This is a genomic window from Streptococcus parasanguinis (assembly GCF_901875555.1).
Lineage (GTDB): Bacteria > Bacillota > Bacilli > Lactobacillales > Streptococcaceae > Streptococcus > Streptococcus parasanguinis_H.
Genome location: NZ_CABFMD010000022.1, coordinates 25,639 through 45,073, shown reverse-complemented (window position 1 = coordinate 45,073; position 19,435 = coordinate 25,639). Strand labels below are relative to the sequence as shown.

The 19,435-nt window shown below is 41.2% G+C and carries 21 protein-coding genes; all 21 read right to left on the bottom strand.

The features are described from left to right. Nucleotides 1–96: 96 nt before the first annotated feature. The 21 genes from JX304_RS05180 to gatC all read right to left on the bottom strand — a co-directional run bounded on the left by JX304_RS05180 (nucleotide 97) and on the right by gatC (nucleotide 19,344). Nucleotides 97–1,332: a permease gene (locus tag JX304_RS05180; protein WP_205011548.1), complete on the bottom strand. Its 1,236-nt coding sequence runs from the start codon at nucleotides 1,330–1,332 to the stop codon at nucleotides 97–99. Nucleotides 1,333–1,547: 215 nt separating this feature from the next. Next, nucleotides 1,548–2,402 (bottom strand): helix-turn-helix domain-containing protein, encoded by an 855-nt coding sequence (locus tag JX304_RS05175; RefSeq protein ID WP_205011547.1) that lies wholly within the window; start codon nucleotides 2,400–2,402, stop codon nucleotides 1,548–1,550. 142 nt (nucleotides 2,403–2,544) lie between these two features. Continuing rightward, nucleotides 2,545–3,036 carry a DUF6773 family protein gene (locus JX304_RS05170; protein ID WP_205011546.1) on the bottom strand — a complete coding sequence of 164 codons (492 nt, stop codon included), beginning with the start codon at nucleotides 3,034–3,036 and terminating at the stop codon, nucleotides 2,545–2,547. Between the two features lie 10 nt (nucleotides 3,037–3,046). Then, on the bottom strand, nucleotides 3,047–3,529 hold the full coding sequence (locus JX304_RS05165; protein WP_205011545.1) for a DUF6773 family protein: 483 nt from the start codon (nucleotides 3,527–3,529) through the stop codon (nucleotides 3,047–3,049). A 28-nt stretch (nucleotides 3,530–3,557) separates the two neighbouring features. Beyond that, nucleotides 3,558–3,752: a helix-turn-helix transcriptional regulator gene (locus JX304_RS05160; protein ID WP_205011544.1), complete on the bottom strand. Its 195-nt coding sequence runs from the start codon at nucleotides 3,750–3,752 to the stop codon at nucleotides 3,558–3,560. Between the two features lie 139 nt (nucleotides 3,753–3,891). Then, nucleotides 3,892–4,443: an ECF-type riboflavin transporter substrate-binding protein gene (locus JX304_RS05155; RefSeq protein WP_205011543.1), complete on the bottom strand. Its 552-nt coding sequence runs from the start codon at nucleotides 4,441–4,443 to the stop codon at nucleotides 3,892–3,894. 13 nt (nucleotides 4,444–4,456) lie between these two features. After that, a complete protein-coding gene (locus tag JX304_RS05150; RefSeq protein WP_205011542.1) occupies nucleotides 4,457–5,305 on the bottom strand; it encodes an SAM hydrolase/SAM-dependent halogenase family protein in 849 nt (282 codons plus the stop codon). Then, on the bottom strand, nucleotides 5,295–5,891 hold the full coding sequence (locus tag JX304_RS05145; protein WP_205011541.1) for an MptD family putative ECF transporter S component: 597 nt from the start codon (nucleotides 5,889–5,891) through the stop codon (nucleotides 5,295–5,297). The genes JX304_RS05150 and JX304_RS05145 overlap by 11 nt, the downstream gene beginning before the upstream one ends. A 12-nt stretch (nucleotides 5,892–5,903) precedes the next feature. Beyond that, nucleotides 5,904–6,596 carry a methionine ABC transporter permease gene (locus tag JX304_RS05140; RefSeq protein WP_200772499.1) on the bottom strand — a complete coding sequence of 231 codons (693 nt, stop codon included), beginning with the start codon at nucleotides 6,594–6,596 and terminating at the stop codon, nucleotides 5,904–5,906. Then, entirely contained in the window at nucleotides 6,593–7,660 is a 1,068-nt protein-coding gene (locus tag JX304_RS05135) for a methionine ABC transporter ATP-binding protein (protein WP_205011540.1), read from the bottom strand. The genes JX304_RS05140 and JX304_RS05135 overlap by 4 nt, the downstream gene beginning before the upstream one ends. Further along, on the bottom strand, nucleotides 7,653–9,026 hold the full coding sequence (locus tag JX304_RS05130) for a M20/M25/M40 family metallo-hydrolase (protein ID WP_205011539.1): 1,374 nt from the start codon (nucleotides 9,024–9,026) through the stop codon (nucleotides 7,653–7,655). The genes JX304_RS05135 and JX304_RS05130 overlap by 8 nt, the downstream gene beginning before the upstream one ends. A gap of 73 nt (nucleotides 9,027–9,099) precedes the next feature. Next, nucleotides 9,100–9,963 (bottom strand): MetQ/NlpA family ABC transporter substrate-binding protein, encoded by an 864-nt coding sequence (locus JX304_RS05125; RefSeq protein ID WP_205011538.1) that lies wholly within the window; start codon nucleotides 9,961–9,963, stop codon nucleotides 9,100–9,102. A 24-nt stretch (nucleotides 9,964–9,987) separates the two neighbouring features. Further along, nucleotides 9,988–10,815, bottom strand: a complete 828-nt coding sequence (locus JX304_RS05120; protein WP_200772495.1) for an amino acid ABC transporter substrate-binding protein — start codon at nucleotides 10,813–10,815, stop codon at nucleotides 9,988–9,990. Nucleotides 10,816–10,935: 120 nt separating this feature from the next. After that, nucleotides 10,936–12,081: an amidohydrolase gene (locus tag JX304_RS05115; RefSeq protein ID WP_205011537.1), complete on the bottom strand. Its 1,146-nt coding sequence runs from the start codon at nucleotides 12,079–12,081 to the stop codon at nucleotides 10,936–10,938. A 146-nt stretch (nucleotides 12,082–12,227) separates the two neighbouring features. Next, nucleotides 12,228–13,316 (bottom strand): DUF4352 domain-containing protein, encoded by a 1,089-nt coding sequence (locus tag JX304_RS05110; protein WP_239649409.1) that lies wholly within the window; start codon nucleotides 13,314–13,316, stop codon nucleotides 12,228–12,230. A gap of 154 nt (nucleotides 13,317–13,470) precedes the next feature. Continuing rightward, nucleotides 13,471–14,382, bottom strand: a complete 912-nt coding sequence (locus tag JX304_RS05105; RefSeq protein WP_205011535.1) for a DMT family transporter — start codon at nucleotides 14,380–14,382, stop codon at nucleotides 13,471–13,473. Nucleotides 14,383–14,477: 95 nt separating this feature from the next. Continuing rightward, the gene (locus JX304_RS05100; protein WP_021153756.1) at nucleotides 14,478–15,521 is read right to left on the bottom strand and encodes a 2,3-butanediol dehydrogenase; all 1,044 of its coding nucleotides are present in this window, start codon (nucleotides 15,519–15,521) and stop codon (nucleotides 14,478–14,480) included. Between the two features lie 129 nt (nucleotides 15,522–15,650). After that, nucleotides 15,651–16,034: a hypothetical protein gene (locus JX304_RS05095; RefSeq protein ID WP_205011534.1), complete on the bottom strand. Its 384-nt coding sequence runs from the start codon at nucleotides 16,032–16,034 to the stop codon at nucleotides 15,651–15,653. Nucleotides 16,035–16,133: 99 nt separating this feature from the next. After that, the gene (gene gatB, locus JX304_RS05090; protein ID WP_205011533.1) at nucleotides 16,134–17,576 is read right to left on the bottom strand and encodes an Asp-tRNA(Asn)/Glu-tRNA(Gln) amidotransferase subunit GatB; all 1,443 of its coding nucleotides are present in this window, start codon (nucleotides 17,574–17,576) and stop codon (nucleotides 16,134–16,136) included. Then, on the bottom strand, nucleotides 17,576–19,042 hold the full coding sequence (gatA, locus tag JX304_RS05085; protein WP_205011532.1) for an Asp-tRNA(Asn)/Glu-tRNA(Gln) amidotransferase subunit GatA: 1,467 nt from the start codon (nucleotides 19,040–19,042) through the stop codon (nucleotides 17,576–17,578). The genes gatB and gatA overlap by 1 nt, the downstream gene beginning before the upstream one ends. After that, a complete protein-coding gene (gene gatC / locus JX304_RS05080) occupies nucleotides 19,042–19,344 on the bottom strand; it encodes an Asp-tRNA(Asn)/Glu-tRNA(Gln) amidotransferase subunit GatC (protein WP_002884769.1) in 303 nt (100 codons plus the stop codon). The genes gatA and gatC overlap by 1 nt, the downstream gene beginning before the upstream one ends. Between the last annotated feature and the right edge of the window lie 91 nt (nucleotides 19,345–19,435).

Genomic DNA, 19,435 nt, shown 5'->3' with positions numbered 1-19,435 from the left:
ATTAAATTATCAGAATTTTTCATTCAACTATTCTAGTATACTCTGCCTCCATACGGGATGCAATTAATTTGACTGAAAAAAGCTAAGTACCGAATCCTAATCAACTTCTTTGCCTTTATACGACACAATTGAAATCATTACTCCCATTGATATTCCAAAAAATACAAACCAACTCAGCTTCACTGAGTAGGATGCTAACGCTGAAAAGACTACTGTACCTAAAGGAATTGCCGCCATTACTACGGTGGAAATAAGCGTTCGTACCTGAGCTAATTGATTTTCTGGAATACTTTTGGCCCAAAAAGCACTTAATTTTGGATTAAATTTTCCTGTTAAGAAGGCATCACCTCCACTTAATAGAATAATAAAAATAGAGGGTAAATTTAATATTCCAATGAAACCTGTAACTACAAGAACTACCGTACTCATTTTTAAGATTGAAACTAAGGATTTTTGAGCAAAGTATCCCTCTGGATGAAGATTTCCTAGAATTCCAAATACTAGACCAACAATCTGTAATAGTAAGATACTCTCTCCATAAGAAAATCTAAAAAGTGAATGATCTAAATAGTAAATTAATAAAATCGGGGATATTGCTGTACTCAATACATTCATGAGAACAATACAAACAAACATCCATCTAAAGGATACTTTTTCATTCTCATTAAATGTTTGAATCGCCAATTGGTAACTTGCTTTTATTTTCATAAAAAATGTAGTTTCAGAAGATTTCAAGGCCTGTCCGTGTCTTAAGTCATCTTTTATGGACCAAAAAATAAGAGAGGATAGGATAAAACTGATCGCATTTAAAATGGCTATTACTTTAAATTGTTGATGCGTCGCATTTAATATCCAAACTCCAGTAGTTTGACCTCCAATTACACAAATATAACCTATAATATTATTCAAGGAGTAAGCCTCAAGCAATTGCTCTTTATGGACTTGATGACTAAAAATTGGAGTATAGAGACTACTTTGATAACAAGATAAACAATCCGATATGATATTTAAAAAACAAATTATCGAAAAAGCAAAAAGTGATACCTTTCCAGTTAGAAACGCTATTACGAAGAAGAAACAACCTTGAATCCATCCGATACGAATGATCCATTTGGATTTCAATTCTGTCTCATCTGCTTTTTGTGCAATCCAAAGTTGAAAAAATATGGGCACCATGATAATCATATTTGCAACACTAATATATAACTTAGAATGAAAGGTCGTTGCAACATAGATAATGAAAACAATATTATATAAGGAGGAACCGAATTGGTTAAAAAAATTTGCGACCATCGAATATCTAATAAATCGATTTTCTTTCACAAGATTCATTCGATCACCTCCAGATATCGTCTCCAAACGGGATAAAAGTCCTCTAGGTCAACTTTTTCACAATAAAGGTAAAACGATGCATTGATAAGTAAATGAATCGGCAATTTGTGTAATGTTTCAACAAATGCAGTCATCAGCAATCTCCTTTCTAATCCCTTTATTATTAGACTATCAAAAAAAGATGCTTTCGCATCTTTTTTGAATATAAGCAAAACTTATAGCTTGTCTTTAAAAACTTCTTTAAAGTAATTAACTTGTTCAAGATATCCCAATTGTTCAAATATTAAAATTCCTTGTTCAATTTCTTGTTTACCTCTATTATTACCTTCTTCTAATTGATGATAACCCCTAGCTATCTTCTCCATTATTCTCATAAATGCATCTCGTGTGTCTGCAAAATGTTCTGAAAGTAAATACTCAAATATTGTACTTTCTAAAAAATTGTGTTCCTTAGTTGCATGAAAAAGTCCATTTACTAACATCGTATGAATCAAATTATCATTTAGATTATTATGCCGAAAGAACGAAGATCGTTTTAGCATTTCTTGACAATAGGAAAGGTATAATTGACTGTCAAATAAATGAGCTGTTTCTGAGAATAGGAGTAATTCATAGCGTGCCCAAATTTCAGTAGAAAATAAATAATTTGTTAAGAAATCAACATCTTCCTTTGGAACTTCATACTCATCAATTGATGCTGCTAATACTGCTTTAATCCATATTGTATTTAACCTGTAAAACTGTTTTTTTGAACTAGTTAAAAATTTCTGTTTCTGTTCGGCTAGTAGCATCTCTAACACTTGCTTTTGAAGGGGGGAGCGATATTTTGTCAACTTCCAATGCAACTCTTCAATCTCAGAGGGTTGAAATTCAGAAACCATAAATTCAAATTCCCCCATTTGCAAGTAGATATTTTCTAAGCATTCTCTCAATTTTTCGGCAGACATTTCTGCTTGGCCATTCTCAAATCTAGATAGCATTGAAATGGAAAAAAGTCCCCCTGTAGCCTCGGCTAATGACAGCTTTCTTGATTTTCTCATTGTTTTAAAAACTAAGCCTAAATTTTTCATCCAAAACCTCATTTTGCTTATATTCAATTTTTTATATTATAGCTCATTTTTTAGAAAAAAACAGATTTCAAAATCTATGAGAGAGAAAAATCTAACTTATACCAGATTTAACAATGAAAGGGAACTTATTCGTTTTTTCTTCCTACTCTTCTTTTTCCAACTGATCTAGATAGGCTTCATAGCGTTTTTTCTCAACTTTTGCAAGAAGCATTACAAGGGTATTGACTCCCCATACAATTGGAAGATTCAGGAGAAATGTGATCGGAAGCACCAGCAAGAACTTTGAATGGAAGGGATTTGAGTGATAGACAACCTGGTTTAATTGAAAATTTTGAGCCCAGATGAACAAGGAAAGAACAAGAGTTACTGCTACAATTCCCATCACATTTAGATAGCTATAATTGATAAATCTAACACCCAATCGTTGACAACGAACCGAATAATACAATCCTGAGATGATGAGTAAGGCTACCACCATGATTGGACTTAACCCCACCTTAGACGTAAAAATGGATCCCACACTAAAAACAGTTAAGGCAAGGAACAGAAAACCAGCCGTCTCCGCACCAGCCTTATTGGCCAGCCCTTCTTCTCGTTCATCTATGATTTGTTTGTTCAGCAATTGTAATCTCATTACTTTCTCCTTATTCTTCATCCTCTAACTCTGACTCAATCTTCTTTTGTTTTTTCCGATTGATAAGAGCAAGTGGTTTCTCTAACAGATAAGTCAAAAGGGCAAAGACGACGATTTCTAATAAAATTTTAACCAGATACTTGGAACTCAAGATAAAGCTCGTTGCCTCTCGCTTTCCAATCACATCCATGGCTATCATCAGCACAGCAAAGACTAGACCTGACCCAATGCGGCTCAACCAGCTATCTTTTTCTAACATATCTCGAATGTCGATCCCAAAGCTTATCCTTCTCACAAAAGCATAAACTCCCATGACAATCAACAAAATGAGCTCTGGAATATAGGCTACTAGGGCTAAGTCCAGAATACTAGCTTTCACAAAGGCAGATAGGGCAATAAATAATGTCATTCCAAGAACAAGTTCCCCCGCAATTTTTCCATCAAGCAGCATGGTCCGTTCATCTTTTACAATTGGTTCTTTCTTTTGTTTCATATTCTTCCTCTTTCTATTATTAAAACTGTTACTCCCAGAACAGTTGATCTAGCGTCTTATCCAAGGTCTTACAAATGGCCAGACAAAGGCTAAGGGTCGGGTTGTATTTTCCTGCCTCGATTAAACCAATGGTCTGGCGTGTCACCCCGATAGCATATGCAAGATCCCCCTGGGTCATATCATGCTCAATCCGAGCCATTTTTAATTTAAGATTTTTTGCCACAGGTTTTTCCTTTCTTGTTTTTATAGCTCTATTATACACTATATTTTCTATTTTGCAATATATATCTTACATTTTGTAAAAAATATTTTTGATAACCAAAAAAAGCCTGGTTTCCCAGGCTTTTTATTCTTATTTACGATTAATCTTTAGATAAACTTCCATCTTTTGTTTGGGTACGAGCATAGGCAATCAAAAGAATGGATCCTGCAATGGCCACTGTCAGAGCATTAAAGGAACCTGCCACAAGACCTTGTAGGAAGACTTTATTGGCACTTTCTTTGTAAATTAAGATATCACCAACTGGAGCAATCAAGCCCCAAATCACAAGATTGGATACGATTTGAACGACATTAAAAAGAATCAATTCTTTCTTGGTCACTTCTCCTTTAAGTTCACCGATTTGCTTGCGGAAGAGACCGACAAAGAGACCAAACAAACCACTTGAAATGATCCAAGTCCACCATAGACCACCTGCCATTGCGTCCTTAATGGCATGACCAATCAAACCCATTAAGAATCCAACAATTGGGCCAAAAACTACACTAAAGAGGGCCTGAAGGGCATATTGCAACTGAATGCTTGTATTCGGTGCGGGTGCAGGGATTGGCAACATAGCAATCACGACAAAGAGGGCTGCTCCAACCCCAATAGCTACAACATCTTTAATTGAAAATGATGATTTTTGTTTCATATTTTATCTCCTATTAATTTTCCATTTTTCTAATTTCGATATGCCAAGAAGCCCCAACTCCTACATTATAGGCCTTGGCAAAGGATCCCTGGTTGATGGCAAGACCAACACGGTAGAGGGAATTGATATAAAGGATTGGCTGTCCAATCCGCACATCGGCGAATGACTTGCCATAGGTCACTTGGTTTTGGTAAACCAGCATGTCATTGTTATAGATGGTCACTTCAAAACGCTCCCCAAATTCGGGTGCTAAATGATTGAACTCTTCCCGAGTAATCGAAGTCCAAAGTGAACCAAAGCGCACATCTAGGATATCAACTGCTCCTTTGACAAGATTGTCCCCAATAACAGTCTCCACCACTGGTATTTCCACTATATGTTCAACACTGAGTTCTGGTCCAACTTCTTCAAAACTGATATGACCACTTGCCAACTTAGCTCCTGTATAGGCATAGACATCGCGCCCATGGAAGGTATAAGAAAACTCTGTATTGGCCCGGCGGTTTTTCACCTCTGAAATCTCACGAATGGCAACAATCCCTACATGTTTCTTGATGAAAGAAAGGGTCCCATTATCGGGAGTCACAATATATTGATTCTTGGCCGTTTTGGCTACCACACTCTTTCGTTTGGAGCCGACACCCGGATCAACGACCGAAACAAAGGTTGTCCCCTCAGGCCAGTAATCTACTGTCTGAAAGAGACGGTAACTCCCTTCAAAGATATTGTAGGGGGTAATATCATGAGTTAAGTGGTGAATTTTAAGGGTTGGTGATTCTTCTAAAGCAACCCCTATCATAGCCGATACTGCTCCATCCACCAAACCAAAGTCTGACTGAAGAACGAGTAAATTATTGTGCATCTTTTTCTCCTTTTTTGTCCAATAATGGAAGTAAGATAGTAGATAGCCCCCATCCTATACCCGCACCCAGTATGACCGTGAAGACAAACCAAGTGATGGTTGCTAGATCAGGTGATACCATCACCCGATTGACGTAGTCTATCGATTTTCCACGATCCAATAAAGACATGCGGTAATTTGTCGGATAAAACCACATCATCAGGATGGGCCCTGTCGTCGCAAAGGCGAAAATAAGAAAAGAGAAGGCATTTCGCAAATTCGAGCGAAAACGACCACTTGATGCGACCATCTCCGCAAAACTCCCTGCTATCAAGGCTGGAACAAAGGCTCCTGCACCATGACGTGAAAAGAGGAAAAATGATCCGATCACGCAACCAACTAGAAAGACAGCGCCAATGGCTTTGATTCTTTCCAGGTAATAGCGGTAAATGGGACCGCCAATGAGGGCTGAGAAGGCTGGAGCGTAAAACATATTTCCTTGGTGATCGACTAGATTGCTCAGGATAACACCCAGTCCAATCGCTAGGAAATAGAGGAGAATGAAGGCTCCAACTTCTTTCATCTGATTCACATTTAGTCTATTCATAGGACACTGATCCTAACGGTGGCTGATTTTCTTTGAAAGAAAGTCGCCGAAAAATTGAACCAGAACGATGAGGATAAGAATCAACAGAGTTGCAACAAAGATGACATCGTTGTTGAACATATTTTTCCCATAGTTGATGGCCAAGGTTCCCAATCCTCCTGCACCAACGGCACCCGCCATGGCAGTTTCTCCGATTAAGGAAATGATGGTCACGGTGGTCACACGGATCAAATCTGGAAGCCCTTCACGAAGGTAGACACCGACAATATCCCAGAAGGTTGCCCCACTGGCTTGGGCAGCTTCAATCACGCCTCCATCCAATTCGGACAAGACAACTTGGACTTGGCGGGCAAAGAATGGAAAGACCGCTAAGGAAAGTGGAACAAGGGCTGCTGTAGGGCCAATGGTATTTTTCAAGAGCAAGTAGGTCACTGGGTTAATAAAGGCCAACAAGATAATGAAGGGAATGGCACGGAACAAGGAAGTAATCTTATCCAGAATTTGGAAGACGATTTTATTTTCGATGACACCCCCAGGTCGCGTCAAGACCAATAATAGTCCGGTCACCAAGCCTAAAAATCCACCAATAATGAAGGAAATAACGGTCATATACAGGGTCAGGTAGATGGCGGTTCCCCATCCATATTGGCTAGACCAGCCTAGTTTATAAACATTTGGTAAATAGGTTTGAATCAATTCAATCATGCTTTTCTCCCATCTTTCACAATAGTCACTGCAACGCCTGCATTTTCTAATTCTGCTTTAGCAGTTTCTAGATTTTGATTTTCACCTGATAAGATGACCACCAATTCCCCAACTGGAGTGTTGTCGAGAATCTCGATATTTCCAAATAAGATATTGGCAGATACTTGGTATTGTTTGTATATATCATTGATGATGGCGGTATCTGTCACAGATCCAGCATACTTGAGATGCGCTAAAATCGAGTCCTCAGGTAAGTTCTTGACAATAGCTTGTTGGTTGATTTTGACCATGGCTTCATCGATCCCTGTTGCAACTGTGATGAAGTCTTGGGTCAAGGTGTTTTTCGGATTGGAGAAGATATCTAAAACAGAGCCCTCTTCGATCAATTCACCATTTTGCATGACGGCGACTCGATTGGCAATATCCTTGACAATTTGCATCTCGTGAGTGATCAAGACAATGGTTAAGCCGAGTTTTTTATTCAACTCTTGGAGCAGAGCCAGAATTTGCTTGGTCGTCTTTGGATCCAAGGCGGAAGTTGATTCATCAGAGATCAAGATTTTTGGATCATTTGCCAGGGCACGCGCAATCGCTACCCGTTGCTTTTGTCCACCAGACAGTTGGGCTGGGTAATTTTCAGAACGGTCTTCTAGACCTACTAGTTCCAACAATTTAGCCACTTTCTCATTCTTTTGTTCTTTGTTTAATTTAGAATGTTTAAGAGCAAAGGCCACATTTTCTGCGACCGTCATTTGAGCCATCAGGTTAAAGTGTTGGAAGATCATCCCGATATCCCGACGTTTCTCTCTTAGGGCAGCTGGTTTTAGGGTCACCTGATCTTGATAAATCACATCTCCATCCACAGTAATGGTTCCGGCGCTAGGCACTTGCAAGAGATTGATCACCCGAACCAAGGTTGATTTCCCGGCTCCGGAATACCCTACAATCCCATAGATATCGCCTTCATTAATATGAATGGTCACATCTTTGACGGCTTGGATCTGACGTTTCTTTTGCTGGAAGGTCACATCAATGTGATCCAGCTGAATCATTGCTTTACTCATAACTTGCTATTAACTCCTTTATCAATTCAATATGGGTGTAATAATCGGCGATTTTCACATTTTCATCGCCCCCATGATCATGACTATTGGCATTGCCGATTCCAAAGGCCGCCATTGGTACTTCCAATGCTTCAAAGACAGTGTGCATAGGCCCTGTCCCTGCTGTTGTCGGAAGGACGGAAATCCCTTCCGGATAGAATTCTTTGGCGAGGCGGATGACCGTTAATATGGACGGGGCACTCATATCACTTCTGTAGCTCATTTCCCCAAGTGTGTAGATCAATTCTACCTGATCGTAGCCATTTTTCTTCAATTGTTGCTTGATCTTCTCTAGAACATCTTTGGGATCCAGACCTGGAACCAAGCGCATCTCCATCTTAGCACGCGCTTCTGCTGGAAGAATGGTCTTGACACCTTGGCCTTGATAGCCAGAGCTGATCCCTTCGATATTCAGAGCTGGTTCAAAATAAAAGCGGCGTAAGAATTCCTTGCGATCTTCCTGTAGGACCGGAAGGGTCAAGCCATAGGTTTCAGCCACGTCTGCTGGACCCTTATTGGCATATTGCTCGATCAAGGCCAGCTCGCGTTCATTGGGTTCTTGTATTTGATCGTAAATGCCTTCCACCAAGATGCGACCTTGGGCATCTCTGAGGCTTGCAATGGCATTTAACAAGTACCAAGAAGCCGAGTCTACGACACCGCCATAGCTGGAATGGATGTCCACCTCTGCACTCTTCACCGCCATATCAAAGGTGACGATTCCCTTGCTACCACCAGAAATTTCCAACTGCCCTTGGTTGTTTTGAGTACCTTGTTCCCATACTAGGAGGTCTGCCCCACGCAAGTGTTTCTTGTGCTTGGCCAAGTATTTATCCAAGTCGGTTGATGCAGATTCTTCCGCTCCTTCGATGATAAAGGTGATATTGACTGGTAAGTTTCCCTTTTCACGAATGTATTTTCGAAGGGCTGTGAGACGGGCTGTGATGTGGCCTTTGTCATCATCGACTCCTCGACCATACATGGTACCATAATGAACCGATAAGGTAAAGGGATCCCCACTCCAGGGTTGGTCGTCATCAGCCGGCACCGTATCATAGTGGTTATAAAAAATAATGGTCTTGGCATCTGGATTTGGGGAGAAGAACTTGGCAATGACAAAGGGAGCAGTATAGCTATCGTCTACTTCTACTTTTGCACCTGCAGCCGTGAAGATTTCGCCTAAATAATTGGCCACTTCCTTGAGCCCAATCTGTTGGGCAAAGATAGATTTTTTTGAAATCAGGGTCCGCAAAACCTCAAAATAATGCTGGGCGACTTCGTCATTTTCAAATTTACGGATTTGTTCCGCTTCTGTTGCAACAGGCATGACTTCCTCCTAATACGCGATAAGAGGCAGAGAATTGCTTCTCCACCTCATTTCATACATTTGAGTCTCTTTCTTAGAAGACTGGTTGGTCCATACCTTCTGAAGACTCTTCAATTACTTTTTTCACATTGTCTTTGTGATAAGCTTTGACGATTTCCTTGATTGCTTTTGCTTTATCAGATTTTTCCCAATCTTTCTTCGCTGCGATCAAATTGTACCATTGTTTTGAGTTGTTATCTTTCTTTTCAATATAGATGGCTTTCTTGAAGTCAACACCAGCTTCACGAACGAAGGTATTGTTGATCACTGCGGCATCTACTGATGGAAGAGCAGATGGTGTTTGTGAAGCATCCAATTCGGAGATCTTCAAGTCTTTTGGATTTTCTTTGATGTTTGACACGTTTGCCAATTTTCCATCTTTAGTATCCAATTTAATCAAACCAGCTGATTGCAAGACGTACAAGGCACGGCTTTCATTTGTTGGGTCATTTGGTACAGCGATGGTTCCACCTTTAGGAATTTCTTTAATTGAAGTGTATTTGTTTTTACCGTTTTCTGTACCAGAGTAGAGACGGATTGGTGCGATGTAGGTATCTCCTACAGAGACAAGGGCATTGTCGTTTTTAGAGTTCCAGTTATCAAGGAAGTTGTAGTGTTGGAAGGCATTGATATCGACACTACCATCTTTTACAGCCACGTTTGGTTGTGAGTAGTCTGTAAATTGAGTGAATTCCAATTTGATACCTGTTTTAGCATCATCCAAGTTCTTTTGAACTTGGTCCCAACGAGCTTTTTCGGTGTCGCTCAAAGTCATGACACCCACTTTAACGGTTGTTTCACCATCTTTGCTAGATGATTTTGAAGAGCCGCAAGCGGCAAGGGCGAAGGTTGCGATAGCGGCAAGAGCTGTTAAACCAAGAATTTTTTTCAATTTCATTTTGAAATCTCCTTTAATTAAATATTATTCTTTAATATCTTTTGCTTCTGGTAGGTAAGAACCACCGAAGTATTTCTTAGACAATTTTTCAAGGGTTCCATTGTCATAGAGTTCCTTGATGCGTTTGTTGACAAATTTTTGAAGGTCTTTATCTTCTTTTGCAATGATTGGATACACATAAGGTTGTTGGTCGCTTGGAAGCTCGATAACCTTCAAGTTGTCATAGCCTTGATCACGAATGATGGTATCCACTGAGATCCGTTCGAAGATCTTGTAATCGGTACGACCATCCGCTAGATTAGCCATGATGGTTTGAATGGTTCCATCCGTATACTTCAATTCTGTCGGATTGTCCGCATGTTTTTTGTTGTAGTCTTCTAACTGTTTAGCAGTAGATGTTCCTTGAACAACTTCTGTTTTCTTACCACCAATATCATCCAAAGATTTAATAGAAGAATCTTTTGGCACGACCAATACTAATGGATTGCGAGCATATGGATTTGGATAGAGGTATTTTTCTTCCCGCTCTTTTGAGTAGCTGATGTTGTTGGCACCGATTTGGAAGCGGTCGCTGTCTAAGCCAGCAAAGACTGAAGACCACTCTGTTTTGTTAAAGTTTACTTCATATTTGTCTGAACCTTTGAAGATTTCACGCAACACTTCGATTTCATAACCGGTTAGCTTGCCGTCTTTTTCTTCGTAAGAGAAGGGCTTGGTTGTTCCAACCGTCCCAACTTCGATGGTTTTCTTACCACTGGCTGATTTACCAGATGAACATGCTACTAAAGCACTGGTTGCAAGGACTGCAACTAATCCTAAAGCAGAATACTTAATCACTTTTTTTAGATTCATAGGATCTCCTTTTGGGTTTCAGGCACATAAAACGCCATTTTAAAAGTATTTTTTTATTTTATCAGAAAAGCATTCACTTGCCTAATATATATTTTTTATGAAGGTGATAGTTTTTCTTTATCACACTTCTTTGGCTTTAAAATACCGCAATAAAGCTTGCGCATTTTCAACATAATAAGGAACCGATACCTCAAAGGCTGCATCATCAATAGTCATGTGATCATGATGGAGGTCTGGTGCATCCGGCTCTCCATTGGAACCGATAAAGGCAAAGACTCCAGGAATTCGCTCTTGGTAAAAGGCGAAGTCTTCTCCAGCTGTAGAAGGGTTCGCTGGGATCACTTCAGCCAAACCTTGTGAAGCTTCCCAAACTACCTGCATCAATTCCTCATCATTAAAGGTAACGGGTGGGGTCACCCCCCACTCAAAAGCTACATCTACTTCCAGACTCTCTGCAATGTGTCGAATGATGGAAATAAAATGTGCCTTCAAGTCTCTTTGCACACTCGGATTAAAAGAACGAATGGTTCCTTCAAAATAGCCTGATTTTGGGAGTACATTCCAGGTTGAACCCACATCTAGATGCGTAATGGACAAAACAGCTGTTTCAAAGGGAGAAACGGTCCGTGAAATTAATAACTGTAAGTTCTGAACCATGGTAGTGACGGCCGTTACAGTGTCAACTCCCAAATCTGGTCTTGCAGCATGACTACTAACTCCTGTCACAGAAACCTTGAATTTCTCGACCCCTGCCATCATAGCTCCAGCATTTAAGGCAAGTTGACCTGCTTTTAGCTGGGGAATATTATGAAAACCAATAATTCCTTGAACATCCTCCAACAGTCCTGTTGCTAAAACGTCAGAAGCACCTTCTGAGATTTCTTCTGCTGGTTGAAAGATCAAGCGTACAGTCCCTTCAAGCTGGTCTTCTTTTTCCTTGAGAAGAGCTGCTGCTCCCAGAAGACTGGTTTGATGAAAATCATGGCCACAGGCATGCATGACTCCTGGATGTTGACTTTGGTAGGGCAGATTCGTTTGTTCCAAAATTGGAAGGGCATCGATATCTGCTCGGAGTGCCACCACCGGTTGGCCGGACCCAATTTCTGCAATCAGACCAGTTTTTAATCCACTCTCTAAAATACGAATCCCCAACTCTTCTAAACGCTCCTTTAGAAAGGCGGTTGTCTGGTATTCTTGACCTGACAATTCTGGGTGTTGGTGGATATAGTGGCGAATCTCTGCTAACTCTTCATAAGAAAAAGACACAAGCCTTCATCTCCTTTCAAACTTAAAATTATTTTATCACTAATAGGTGTTTCCGTCTAATTCTTGTTTCTTGGGTTTTGATATAGTTTAAAACTATACATAAAAAGCACTCCTAGATTCATGTCCTAGGAGTGCCAACTTCCGCATTAAGAAAGATTTCCCTCGAATTTTTCCATAAAGCTATCACTATTATAAGCTTTTTCTACTTCCCATTTGCCATCTTTCTTTACAAAGGTCAATTGGAAGTCATAGCGATCAGGTGTAATGAGCGGACGATCTTTCAGCGAGGCCATCATTTCCTCTCTATAGGCTTTGTTTTGAGCCTGGTTTGCTTCGATGATCCCTGGGTAGTCTTTTCGATGCTCCTGATAGAAGGTCTGCATGTGTTTTAAAATCGTCTTTTCCATGCTGACTGTCTCAGGATTCAAGCTAATGACCACCTTGTCCGGGAGATATTGTTTGACCTTATAGGTTAATTTAGCACGCTTTGCATTTTCCTTTTCATAAGCATCAATAAACTGGGTCACTTCTTCTTCTGGAAATTGGTAATCATGCAATTGACGGGTAAAATCAGCCGCAAATTTCGCACGGAAATCACTGGCTTCCTTTTTCAAATCAGTTCCCAAAACAAAAGCATCATCCTTTTTGACCTTTCGTTGGCCACTGAAGTAAACTTGATTGATGTATTCATCAGCTAGAAGAGTAGAAGCTTCCACCTTGTCCTCATACTGAGAAGAATCCACCGCAAATTTTAGAGGCTTGGATTTTTTATCAGAGCTATACGTTTTTCGTTCATATTGCACTTCGTATTTTTTGCCTTTTTCGACTGGAAAGACGATATAGCCGGTTAATTTTTTACCCTGGGCCAACTGATCGCTCTTGAGCAATTGGAAGGCTCCCGTTTGGTCATAAATTCCTGACTGCAATTTGACCTTGTTATTATCCGCATCGTAAATGGTGATATCTGAATCTGACACATTAATAGATTCTTTGGCAGCATTCTTAAATTCCAATTGAAGGGCTAAATAAGTGCCGTCTTCTGAGTCATTGAGAACAGGTGGTTTAATGTATTGTCCTCCTTTTAAACTCACCTCGACTTGACCGTCAGATGCTGAATTTTTCGCTGCTTTTTCCGTCTTTACTTGCTGCGAATTGGTCTTTTGGGCACCAGTCCCACAAGCCGCTAAAGTCAAAGTCGCCACAGCAAATAGGGTCCATTTAAAAATATTTTTCATTCTCATCTCCTTAAAATAAGTTTTTTCTATTCTAACATGTTTTTCTAGCTATGTATACGCTATATAGTGATAACTCCCCCTCAGAAGGTGAGGATCACAAAAAGGTCAAGACCTTCGTCTCAACCTTTTAACTGAAAAATAATTGTTCTTAGTTTTACAAGATTCCTTTTTCTTTTTGAATCATGAGATCCTTAAGGGAAATCAAGAGGACCGCAAGGAGGATCATGGCCATTCCAATCACATCAACCATAAAAAAATGCTCCTTCATAATGACAAAGGCAAAGAAAACTGCCGAAACAGGCTCAAAGGACGCCAGCAAGCTTCCTTTAACGGCTCCTACCAAAGAGGTTCCTTTCAGAAAGGCTGTATAGGCAAAAACCGTCCCAATAACCACCAAGCCAAAAAGGGCCATCCAGGTATCGAGTCTGTAGTTTTCAGAAGAAGAGAGAAGACCACTAAAAGGGAGCATTAGGATTCCTGGAATAGCCATCCCAACTCCAATCACCAGCATGCTTCCCCATTTTTGAATTAAGTTCAAAGGTAGAATGATGTATAGGGCATATGCAAAGGCTGACACCACTCCCCAAGCCAAACCTTTGGGATTGATGGCCAATTGATTGAGTTGACCATGGGTTGCTATTAAGAATGTGCCACCAATCGCTAGAAGCATCGAAACCACTTCTGCTAGTGTAGGGGCCACCCTATCCATGATACAGGTATAGGCTAAAATTCCCACTGGACAGAGATACTGTAACACCGTAGCAGTCCCAGCATTAGTTTCAGCAATCGCCTCTAAATAGGTCAGCTGAGTCAATAATAATCCTAAAAAGGCAAAAATAAGGAGGGGGAGGTAGGAAGATTTATCTTTGACAAAGGCCAAAAACTTCTCCTTATCTGCAACGTAGGAAAGAAGAATAAGGACAATTCCAGAAAAAAGCAAACGGAGATTTGTTAACTCAATAGCCGAAAATCCATGAACCATTAAATATTGCCCGCTAACTCCGGATAGTCCCCAAGCAATTCCCGCAATCAAGGTCATGAGCGTCCCTTTCATCGTCTTTGTCATCGTCCCCTCCCAAATCTGTTCCTTACTTTTATTGTATCACAAAAGGCCGAAACGAAACGTTTCAGCCTTGCTTTATTTTATATAAATTTATTCGCTTATTCAGGTTGAACCAAGATCTTGATTTGGGATTTATCTTGTGTTAATTCAACAAATCCTTCTTCAACGATATTTTCCAATTTAATTTTCTTAGTAACCAATTTCTCAGCAGAGAAATAACCTTGTTCCATCAATTCCAACACTTTAGGGAAGATATGGCGGTAGGCAATAATTCCTTTGAGAGATTTTTCTTGGATAGCGAATTCATTTGGATTGATGCTAGCTTCACGTTCCCAGATAGATACGACCATACATTCCCCAGCTTTATGAACAGCTGCCAAGGCTTGACCTAAAACAACTGGAACTCCAGTAACTTCATAAGAAACATCTGCTCCACCACCTGTTAAACGATGGATGGCTTCGACGATTGTTTCTCCTTCTTCTGGGCGAACAACGATTGCTCCCAATTCTTCCGCTTTCGCTTGGCGTTCAGGAGATAATTCAACCGCATAGATTTTTGATGCTCCTGCTGCACGAAGGGCTTCAACAATCAAAAGACCGATTGGACCCAAGCCAAAGATAACGGCTGTATCCCCAGTTTTCAATGCAGATTGACGAACGGCATAAACAGCAACAGCTGCAGGTTCTGTAAGCGCAGCTTGTTCATAGCTCAAGCTATCTGGAATCACATGGACAAGGTCACCGTCAAGGACACAATATTTGGCAAAACCACCATCTGCAGCAAGGCCGACAAAGTTCAAGTTTGGATCAAGGTTATAATCACCAATCAAATTGTGCTCTGCAAGAATTGGTTCGATGGTCACACGATCGCCAACTTTGACGCGAGTCACATCACTTCCGACTTCTACAATTTCACCAGAGAATTCATGGCCCAAAGTAACTGGTGCTTTTTGGCCAGAATACACATGCTCTTCTGTTGGAATGAAGATTGGGCCGTCCAAATATTCATGCAAGTCTGTCCCACAAATCCCTGTGAACTTAACTGCCACCTTTACCTGATGTGGTTGTACTTCAGGTACTTCCACTTCTTCGATACGAACGTCTTTTGCTGCATGCCAGCGAGCTGCTTTCATAGTAGCCATGTGAATATCTCCTTTATATTTCCATGATTTGCATTTTCCTTTTCAGGAAACTCAACACACCCATTGTAAGCCTTTTCACAAACTTTGTCAAGGAAAAATTGAACTAAAAAGCCAGCCCTCCAGCTGGTCTTATTTCTTCTTGATTCGTGAAGTCTCTATTCTCCAACCCACAATCCAACCAAGGACGAGGAGATAATTTTCAAGCGCACCAATCCCATTGACAGGCAGATGATAGTGAAAATAATTGAAGAGATGATTGGTCCCAATCCCGAGCCCACCAATAATTAAGGCCAATAGCACCGTCCGAAGATAAAACCAATCGTATTTAAGATTGACAGCAATCAGGATCACAAGAACTGCCATATTCCAAATCCCAATCTCCCGCTGCCAACCGACAGAAATACCATATCCCGAATGACTTCCCATATAGGATGGAAAGAATAGTTGGAAGATAATCGCTCCAGACATAGCGATAATGACCAGGATAAATAAAACTCTTAAAAATTTATTCATGTAATTCCTCCTAATACCTGTTGACATGTAATCGTCTTTCCTATTCTAACACAATTTTATGGATAGTAAAAACCAACCTCTCGGCTGGTTTTTTCTCTATTACTCTTCTTTCAACTTCGCCAATTCTTGGGCAAGTAACTTGAGGGCTACTTGTGGGTTGGCTTGGCCTTTAGTTGCTTTCATGAGGAAGCCTGTGAAGGCCTTGTCCGCATTCCGTTTTCCTGACTTGAAGTCGGCTACGGCTGCTTCATTATCTGCGAAGACTTGGTGGATGATTGGAATCAAGATTTCAGGGTCTGAAATCTGTACCAATCCGGCTTTTTCGACGTATTCACGCGCACCGCCACCGTTTTTCGCCAAATGAACGAAGACTTTCTTGGCAATCTTAGAAGAGATGGTGCCATCTTCGATGATGGCAATCATTTCGACCAAGTTTTCTGGTGTCAACTGGATTTCTTCCAGCGTTTTGCCTTCTGCGTTCAAGAATTGTGCGACTTCCCCTTGGAGCCAGTTAGACACTTGTTTGGCATCTCCGCCAAGGGCTACTGCTGCTTCAAAGAAGTCAGAAGTGACTTTCGTCGCTGTCAATTGGTTGGCATCATAGTCAGACAACCCAATCTCTTCCACGTAGCGAGCACGACGGTCTTTTGGAAACTCTGGCAACTCCGTGCGCATTTCCTCGATCCACTCATCTGAGATTTCAAACAAGGGAAGGTCTGGTTCTGGGAAGTAACGGTAATCTGCCGCTCCTTCTTTGACCCGCATAAGGATCGTGCTCTTGTGGGCTTCATCGTAACGGCGTGTTTCTTGACGAATGACACCACCTGAGCGCAATATTTTCGCTTGGCGCTCCACTTCGTATTCAAGACCTTTGCGCACGTTTGAGAAAGAGTTCAAGTTTTTCAACTCCGTCTTAGTTCCAAACTCCTCTTGACCGTATGGGCGAAGGGAAATGTTGGCATCGACCCGCATCGATCCTTCTTCCATCTTGACATCAGAAATGCCTGTGTATTGGATGACTTCTTTCAAAGCTGTCAAATAGGCGTAAGCTTCTTCAGGAGAGCGCATATCTGCTTCAGATACGATCTCAATCAATGGCACCCCTTGACGGTTGAGGTCTACATAAGAGAAACCGTCTGTTCCGTGGGTGTTCTTACCAGCATCTTCTTCCAAGTGGGCCCGTTCAATCCCGATTTTCTTAGTTGAGCCGTCTTCTAGTTGCACTTCAATCCACCCATTGTAACCGATAGGCTCATCAAATTGCGAAATTTGGTAGGCCTTTGGATTATCAGGGTAGAAGTAGTTCTTACGGTCAAAGTGCATGTGCTGATGGATATCCATATTCAAGGCCAAAGCAGCTTTAATACCAGCATCCACAACACCCTTGTTCAAGACAGGAAGGACTCCTGGGAAGGACCAGTCAATCACATTGGTATTGGCATTTTGCTCGTTCCCAAAGTGAGCAGAGGTTGGTGAGAAAATTTTTGAATTTGTATTCAATTCAACGTGGACTTCAAGTCCGATGACTGTTTCAAAGTTCATTAATTGTCACCTCCGAAAATAAGGGGTTGTTGCTTATGGTAATCTGTCGTTGCTTCAAAGGCAGCTGCAGCTTGATAGATCGTTTCTTCGGAATACTTAGGACCAATCAACTGCAAACCAACTGGAAGACCTTGCGCAAAACCTGCAGGAATCGAAATCCCCGGAAGACCTGCCAAGTTGACTGGGATGGTCAACAAGTCCGCCAAGTACATGGCAACAGGATCGTGGTTGAGTGAATCCAAATCAAAGGCCACGCTTGGAGCTGTTGGACCAAGGATGAGGTCGTAATCTGCAAAGACTTTTTCGAAGTCTTGGATAATAAGGGTACGGACTTGGCCGGCTTTCTTGTAGTAAGCATCGTAATAACCAGAAGACAAACTGAAGGTTCCCAGCATGATCCGGCGTTTGACTTCATCACCAAATCCTTGACTACGAGTGTTCACATAGATGTCATCCAAGTTCTTGGCATCTTCCGCACGGAAACCATAGCGAATCCCGTCGAAACGTTGCAAGTTTGAAGAGGCTTCAGATGAAGCAATGATGTAGTATACAGCAACCCCGTATTTAGAATGAGGGAGGCTGACTTCTTCGACAGTTGCTCCCAATTTTTCAAAATGTTTGGCCGCATTAAGAATGGTTTCTTTAACTTCTGGGTCAATCCCTTCGCCGAGGTATTCCTTCGGAAGGGCAATCTTCATGCCTTTAATGTCTTGACCAATCTTAGAAGTAAAGTCTGCTACGCGCACTGGTGCAGAAGTTGAATCTTTGGCATCTTCGCTGGCAATGACATTAAGTAAGAGGGCATTTTCCTTAACGGTTGGTGCGAACGGTCCAATTTGGTCGAGTGAGCTACCAAAAGCAATAAGACCGAAACGAGAAACTGTTCCATAGGTTGGCTTAAGACCAACAATCCCGTTAAAGGCTGCTGGTTGGCGGATAGAACCACCTGTATCTGAACCAAGAGACAAGCGGACTTGCCCTGAAGCGACAGAAACTGCTGAACCACTGGATGATCCACCAGGAACCTTGCTGTGGTCCCAAGCATTTTTGGCTGGTCCATAGTAAGACGTTTCACCAGATCCACCCATAGCAAATTCATCCATGTTGGTCTTCCCGATGACAATCATATCTTTGGCTTTGGCATTGGCAACCGCTGTCGCATCAAAGATAGGCTCATAGTTATAGAGCATTTTTGATGCCGCAGTTGTCAGGATGCCATCTGTTGAGATGTTATCTTTGACAGCGAGTGGAATCCCTGACATGAGGTTATCGGCATCGATTCCTTTTTCATCAATGGCCTTGGCTTGTGCAAGGGCAGCTTCTTCTGCCACCGTCACAAAGGCATTGACGGCTTCTTCACGCGCCTTGATATCATCAAGCGTTGCTTGGGTCAATTCGGTTGCTGAAATTTCCTTAGAGACAAGGAGGTCGTGCAACTCTTCAATGGTTTTATGGTTGAATGACATTAGGCATCTCCTCCATCTTCTAGGATAGCTGGTACCTTGATGTAGTAATTATCTTTTTCAGGTACATTTTTAAACAAACGGTCACGGTCAGTGCCTTTTTCAGCTACATCCGGACGCAATACAGTCTTGCGGTCAGCCATGGTCGTTGTTGGAGCAACACCCGTTGTATCCACTTCTTCCAACAATTCCACCATGTCAACAATCTTAGACAAGGTTGTCGCAAACTCAGCTGTCTCTTCTGGAGAGAATTTTAATTTTGAAAGATTGGCAACGTGGGTTACCTCTTCTTGCGTAATTTTCATCTTGCTTCCTTTCGTGAAATGATGATTTTTCAATACCTTCTATTTTACCATAATTTAGCCTAATTTGCTTGAGATAGAAAAAATCTGTAGG

Excerpts from the sequence above, each read along its gene's own strand:
- JX304_RS05150 (WP_205011542.1), bottom strand. The coding sequence starts at position 5,305 with ATGCACAATAATTTACTCGTTCTTCAGTCAGACTTTGGTTTGGTGGAT.
- JX304_RS05155 (WP_205011543.1), bottom strand. The coding sequence starts at position 4,443 with ATGAAACAAAAATCATCATTTTCAATTAAAGATGTTGTAGCTATTGGG.
- JX304_RS05135 (WP_205011540.1), bottom strand. The coding sequence starts at position 7,660 with ATGAGTAAAGCAATGATTCAGCTGGATCACATTGATGTGACCTTCCAG.
- gatC (WP_002884769.1), bottom strand. The coding sequence starts at position 19,344 with ATGAAAATTACGCAAGAAGAGGTAACCCACGTTGCCAATCTTTCAAAA.
- gatB (WP_205011533.1), bottom strand. The coding sequence starts at position 17,576 with ATGAACTTTGAAACAGTCATCGGACTTGAAGTCCACGTTGAATTGAAT.
- JX304_RS05125 (WP_205011538.1), bottom strand. The coding sequence starts at position 9,963 with ATGAAATTGAAAAAAATTCTTGGTTTAACAGCTCTTGCCGCTATCGCA.
- JX304_RS05180 (WP_205011548.1), bottom strand. The coding sequence starts at position 1,332 with ATGAATCTTGTGAAAGAAAATCGATTTATTAGATATTCGATGGTCGCA.
- JX304_RS05130 (WP_205011539.1), bottom strand. The coding sequence starts at position 9,026 with ATGCCTGTTGCAACAGAAGCGGAACAAATCCGTAAATTTGAAAATGAC.
- JX304_RS05165 (WP_205011545.1), bottom strand. The coding sequence starts at position 3,529 with ATGAAACAAAAGAAAGAACCAATTGTAAAAGATGAACGGACCATGCTG.
- JX304_RS05140 (WP_200772499.1), bottom strand. The coding sequence starts at position 6,596 with ATGATTGAATTGATTCAAACCTATTTACCAAATGTTTATAAACTAGGC.
- gatA (WP_205011532.1), bottom strand. The coding sequence starts at position 19,042 with ATGTCATTCAACCATAAAACCATTGAAGAGTTGCACGACCTCCTTGTC.
- JX304_RS05120 (WP_200772495.1), bottom strand. The coding sequence starts at position 10,815 with ATGAATCTAAAAAAAGTGATTAAGTATTCTGCTTTAGGATTAGTTGCA.
- JX304_RS05105 (WP_205011535.1), bottom strand. The coding sequence starts at position 14,382 with ATGACAAAGACGATGAAAGGGACGCTCATGACCTTGATTGCGGGAATT.
- JX304_RS05175 (WP_205011547.1), bottom strand. The coding sequence starts at position 2,402 with ATGAAAAATTTAGGCTTAGTTTTTAAAACAATGAGAAAATCAAGAAAG.
- JX304_RS05100 (WP_021153756.1), bottom strand. The coding sequence starts at position 15,521 with ATGGCTACTATGAAAGCAGCTCGCTGGCATGCAGCAAAAGACGTTCGT.
- JX304_RS05145 (WP_205011541.1), bottom strand. The coding sequence starts at position 5,891 with ATGAATAGACTAAATGTGAATCAGATGAAAGAAGTTGGAGCCTTCATT.
- JX304_RS05110 (WP_239649409.1), bottom strand. The coding sequence starts at position 13,316 with ATGAAAAATATTTTTAAATGGACCCTATTTGCTGTGGCGACTTTGACT.
- JX304_RS05095 (WP_205011534.1), bottom strand. The coding sequence starts at position 16,034 with ATGAATAAATTTTTAAGAGTTTTATTTATCCTGGTCATTATCGCTATG.
- JX304_RS05170 (WP_205011546.1), bottom strand. The coding sequence starts at position 3,036 with ATGAGATTACAATTGCTGAACAAACAAATCATAGATGAACGAGAAGAA.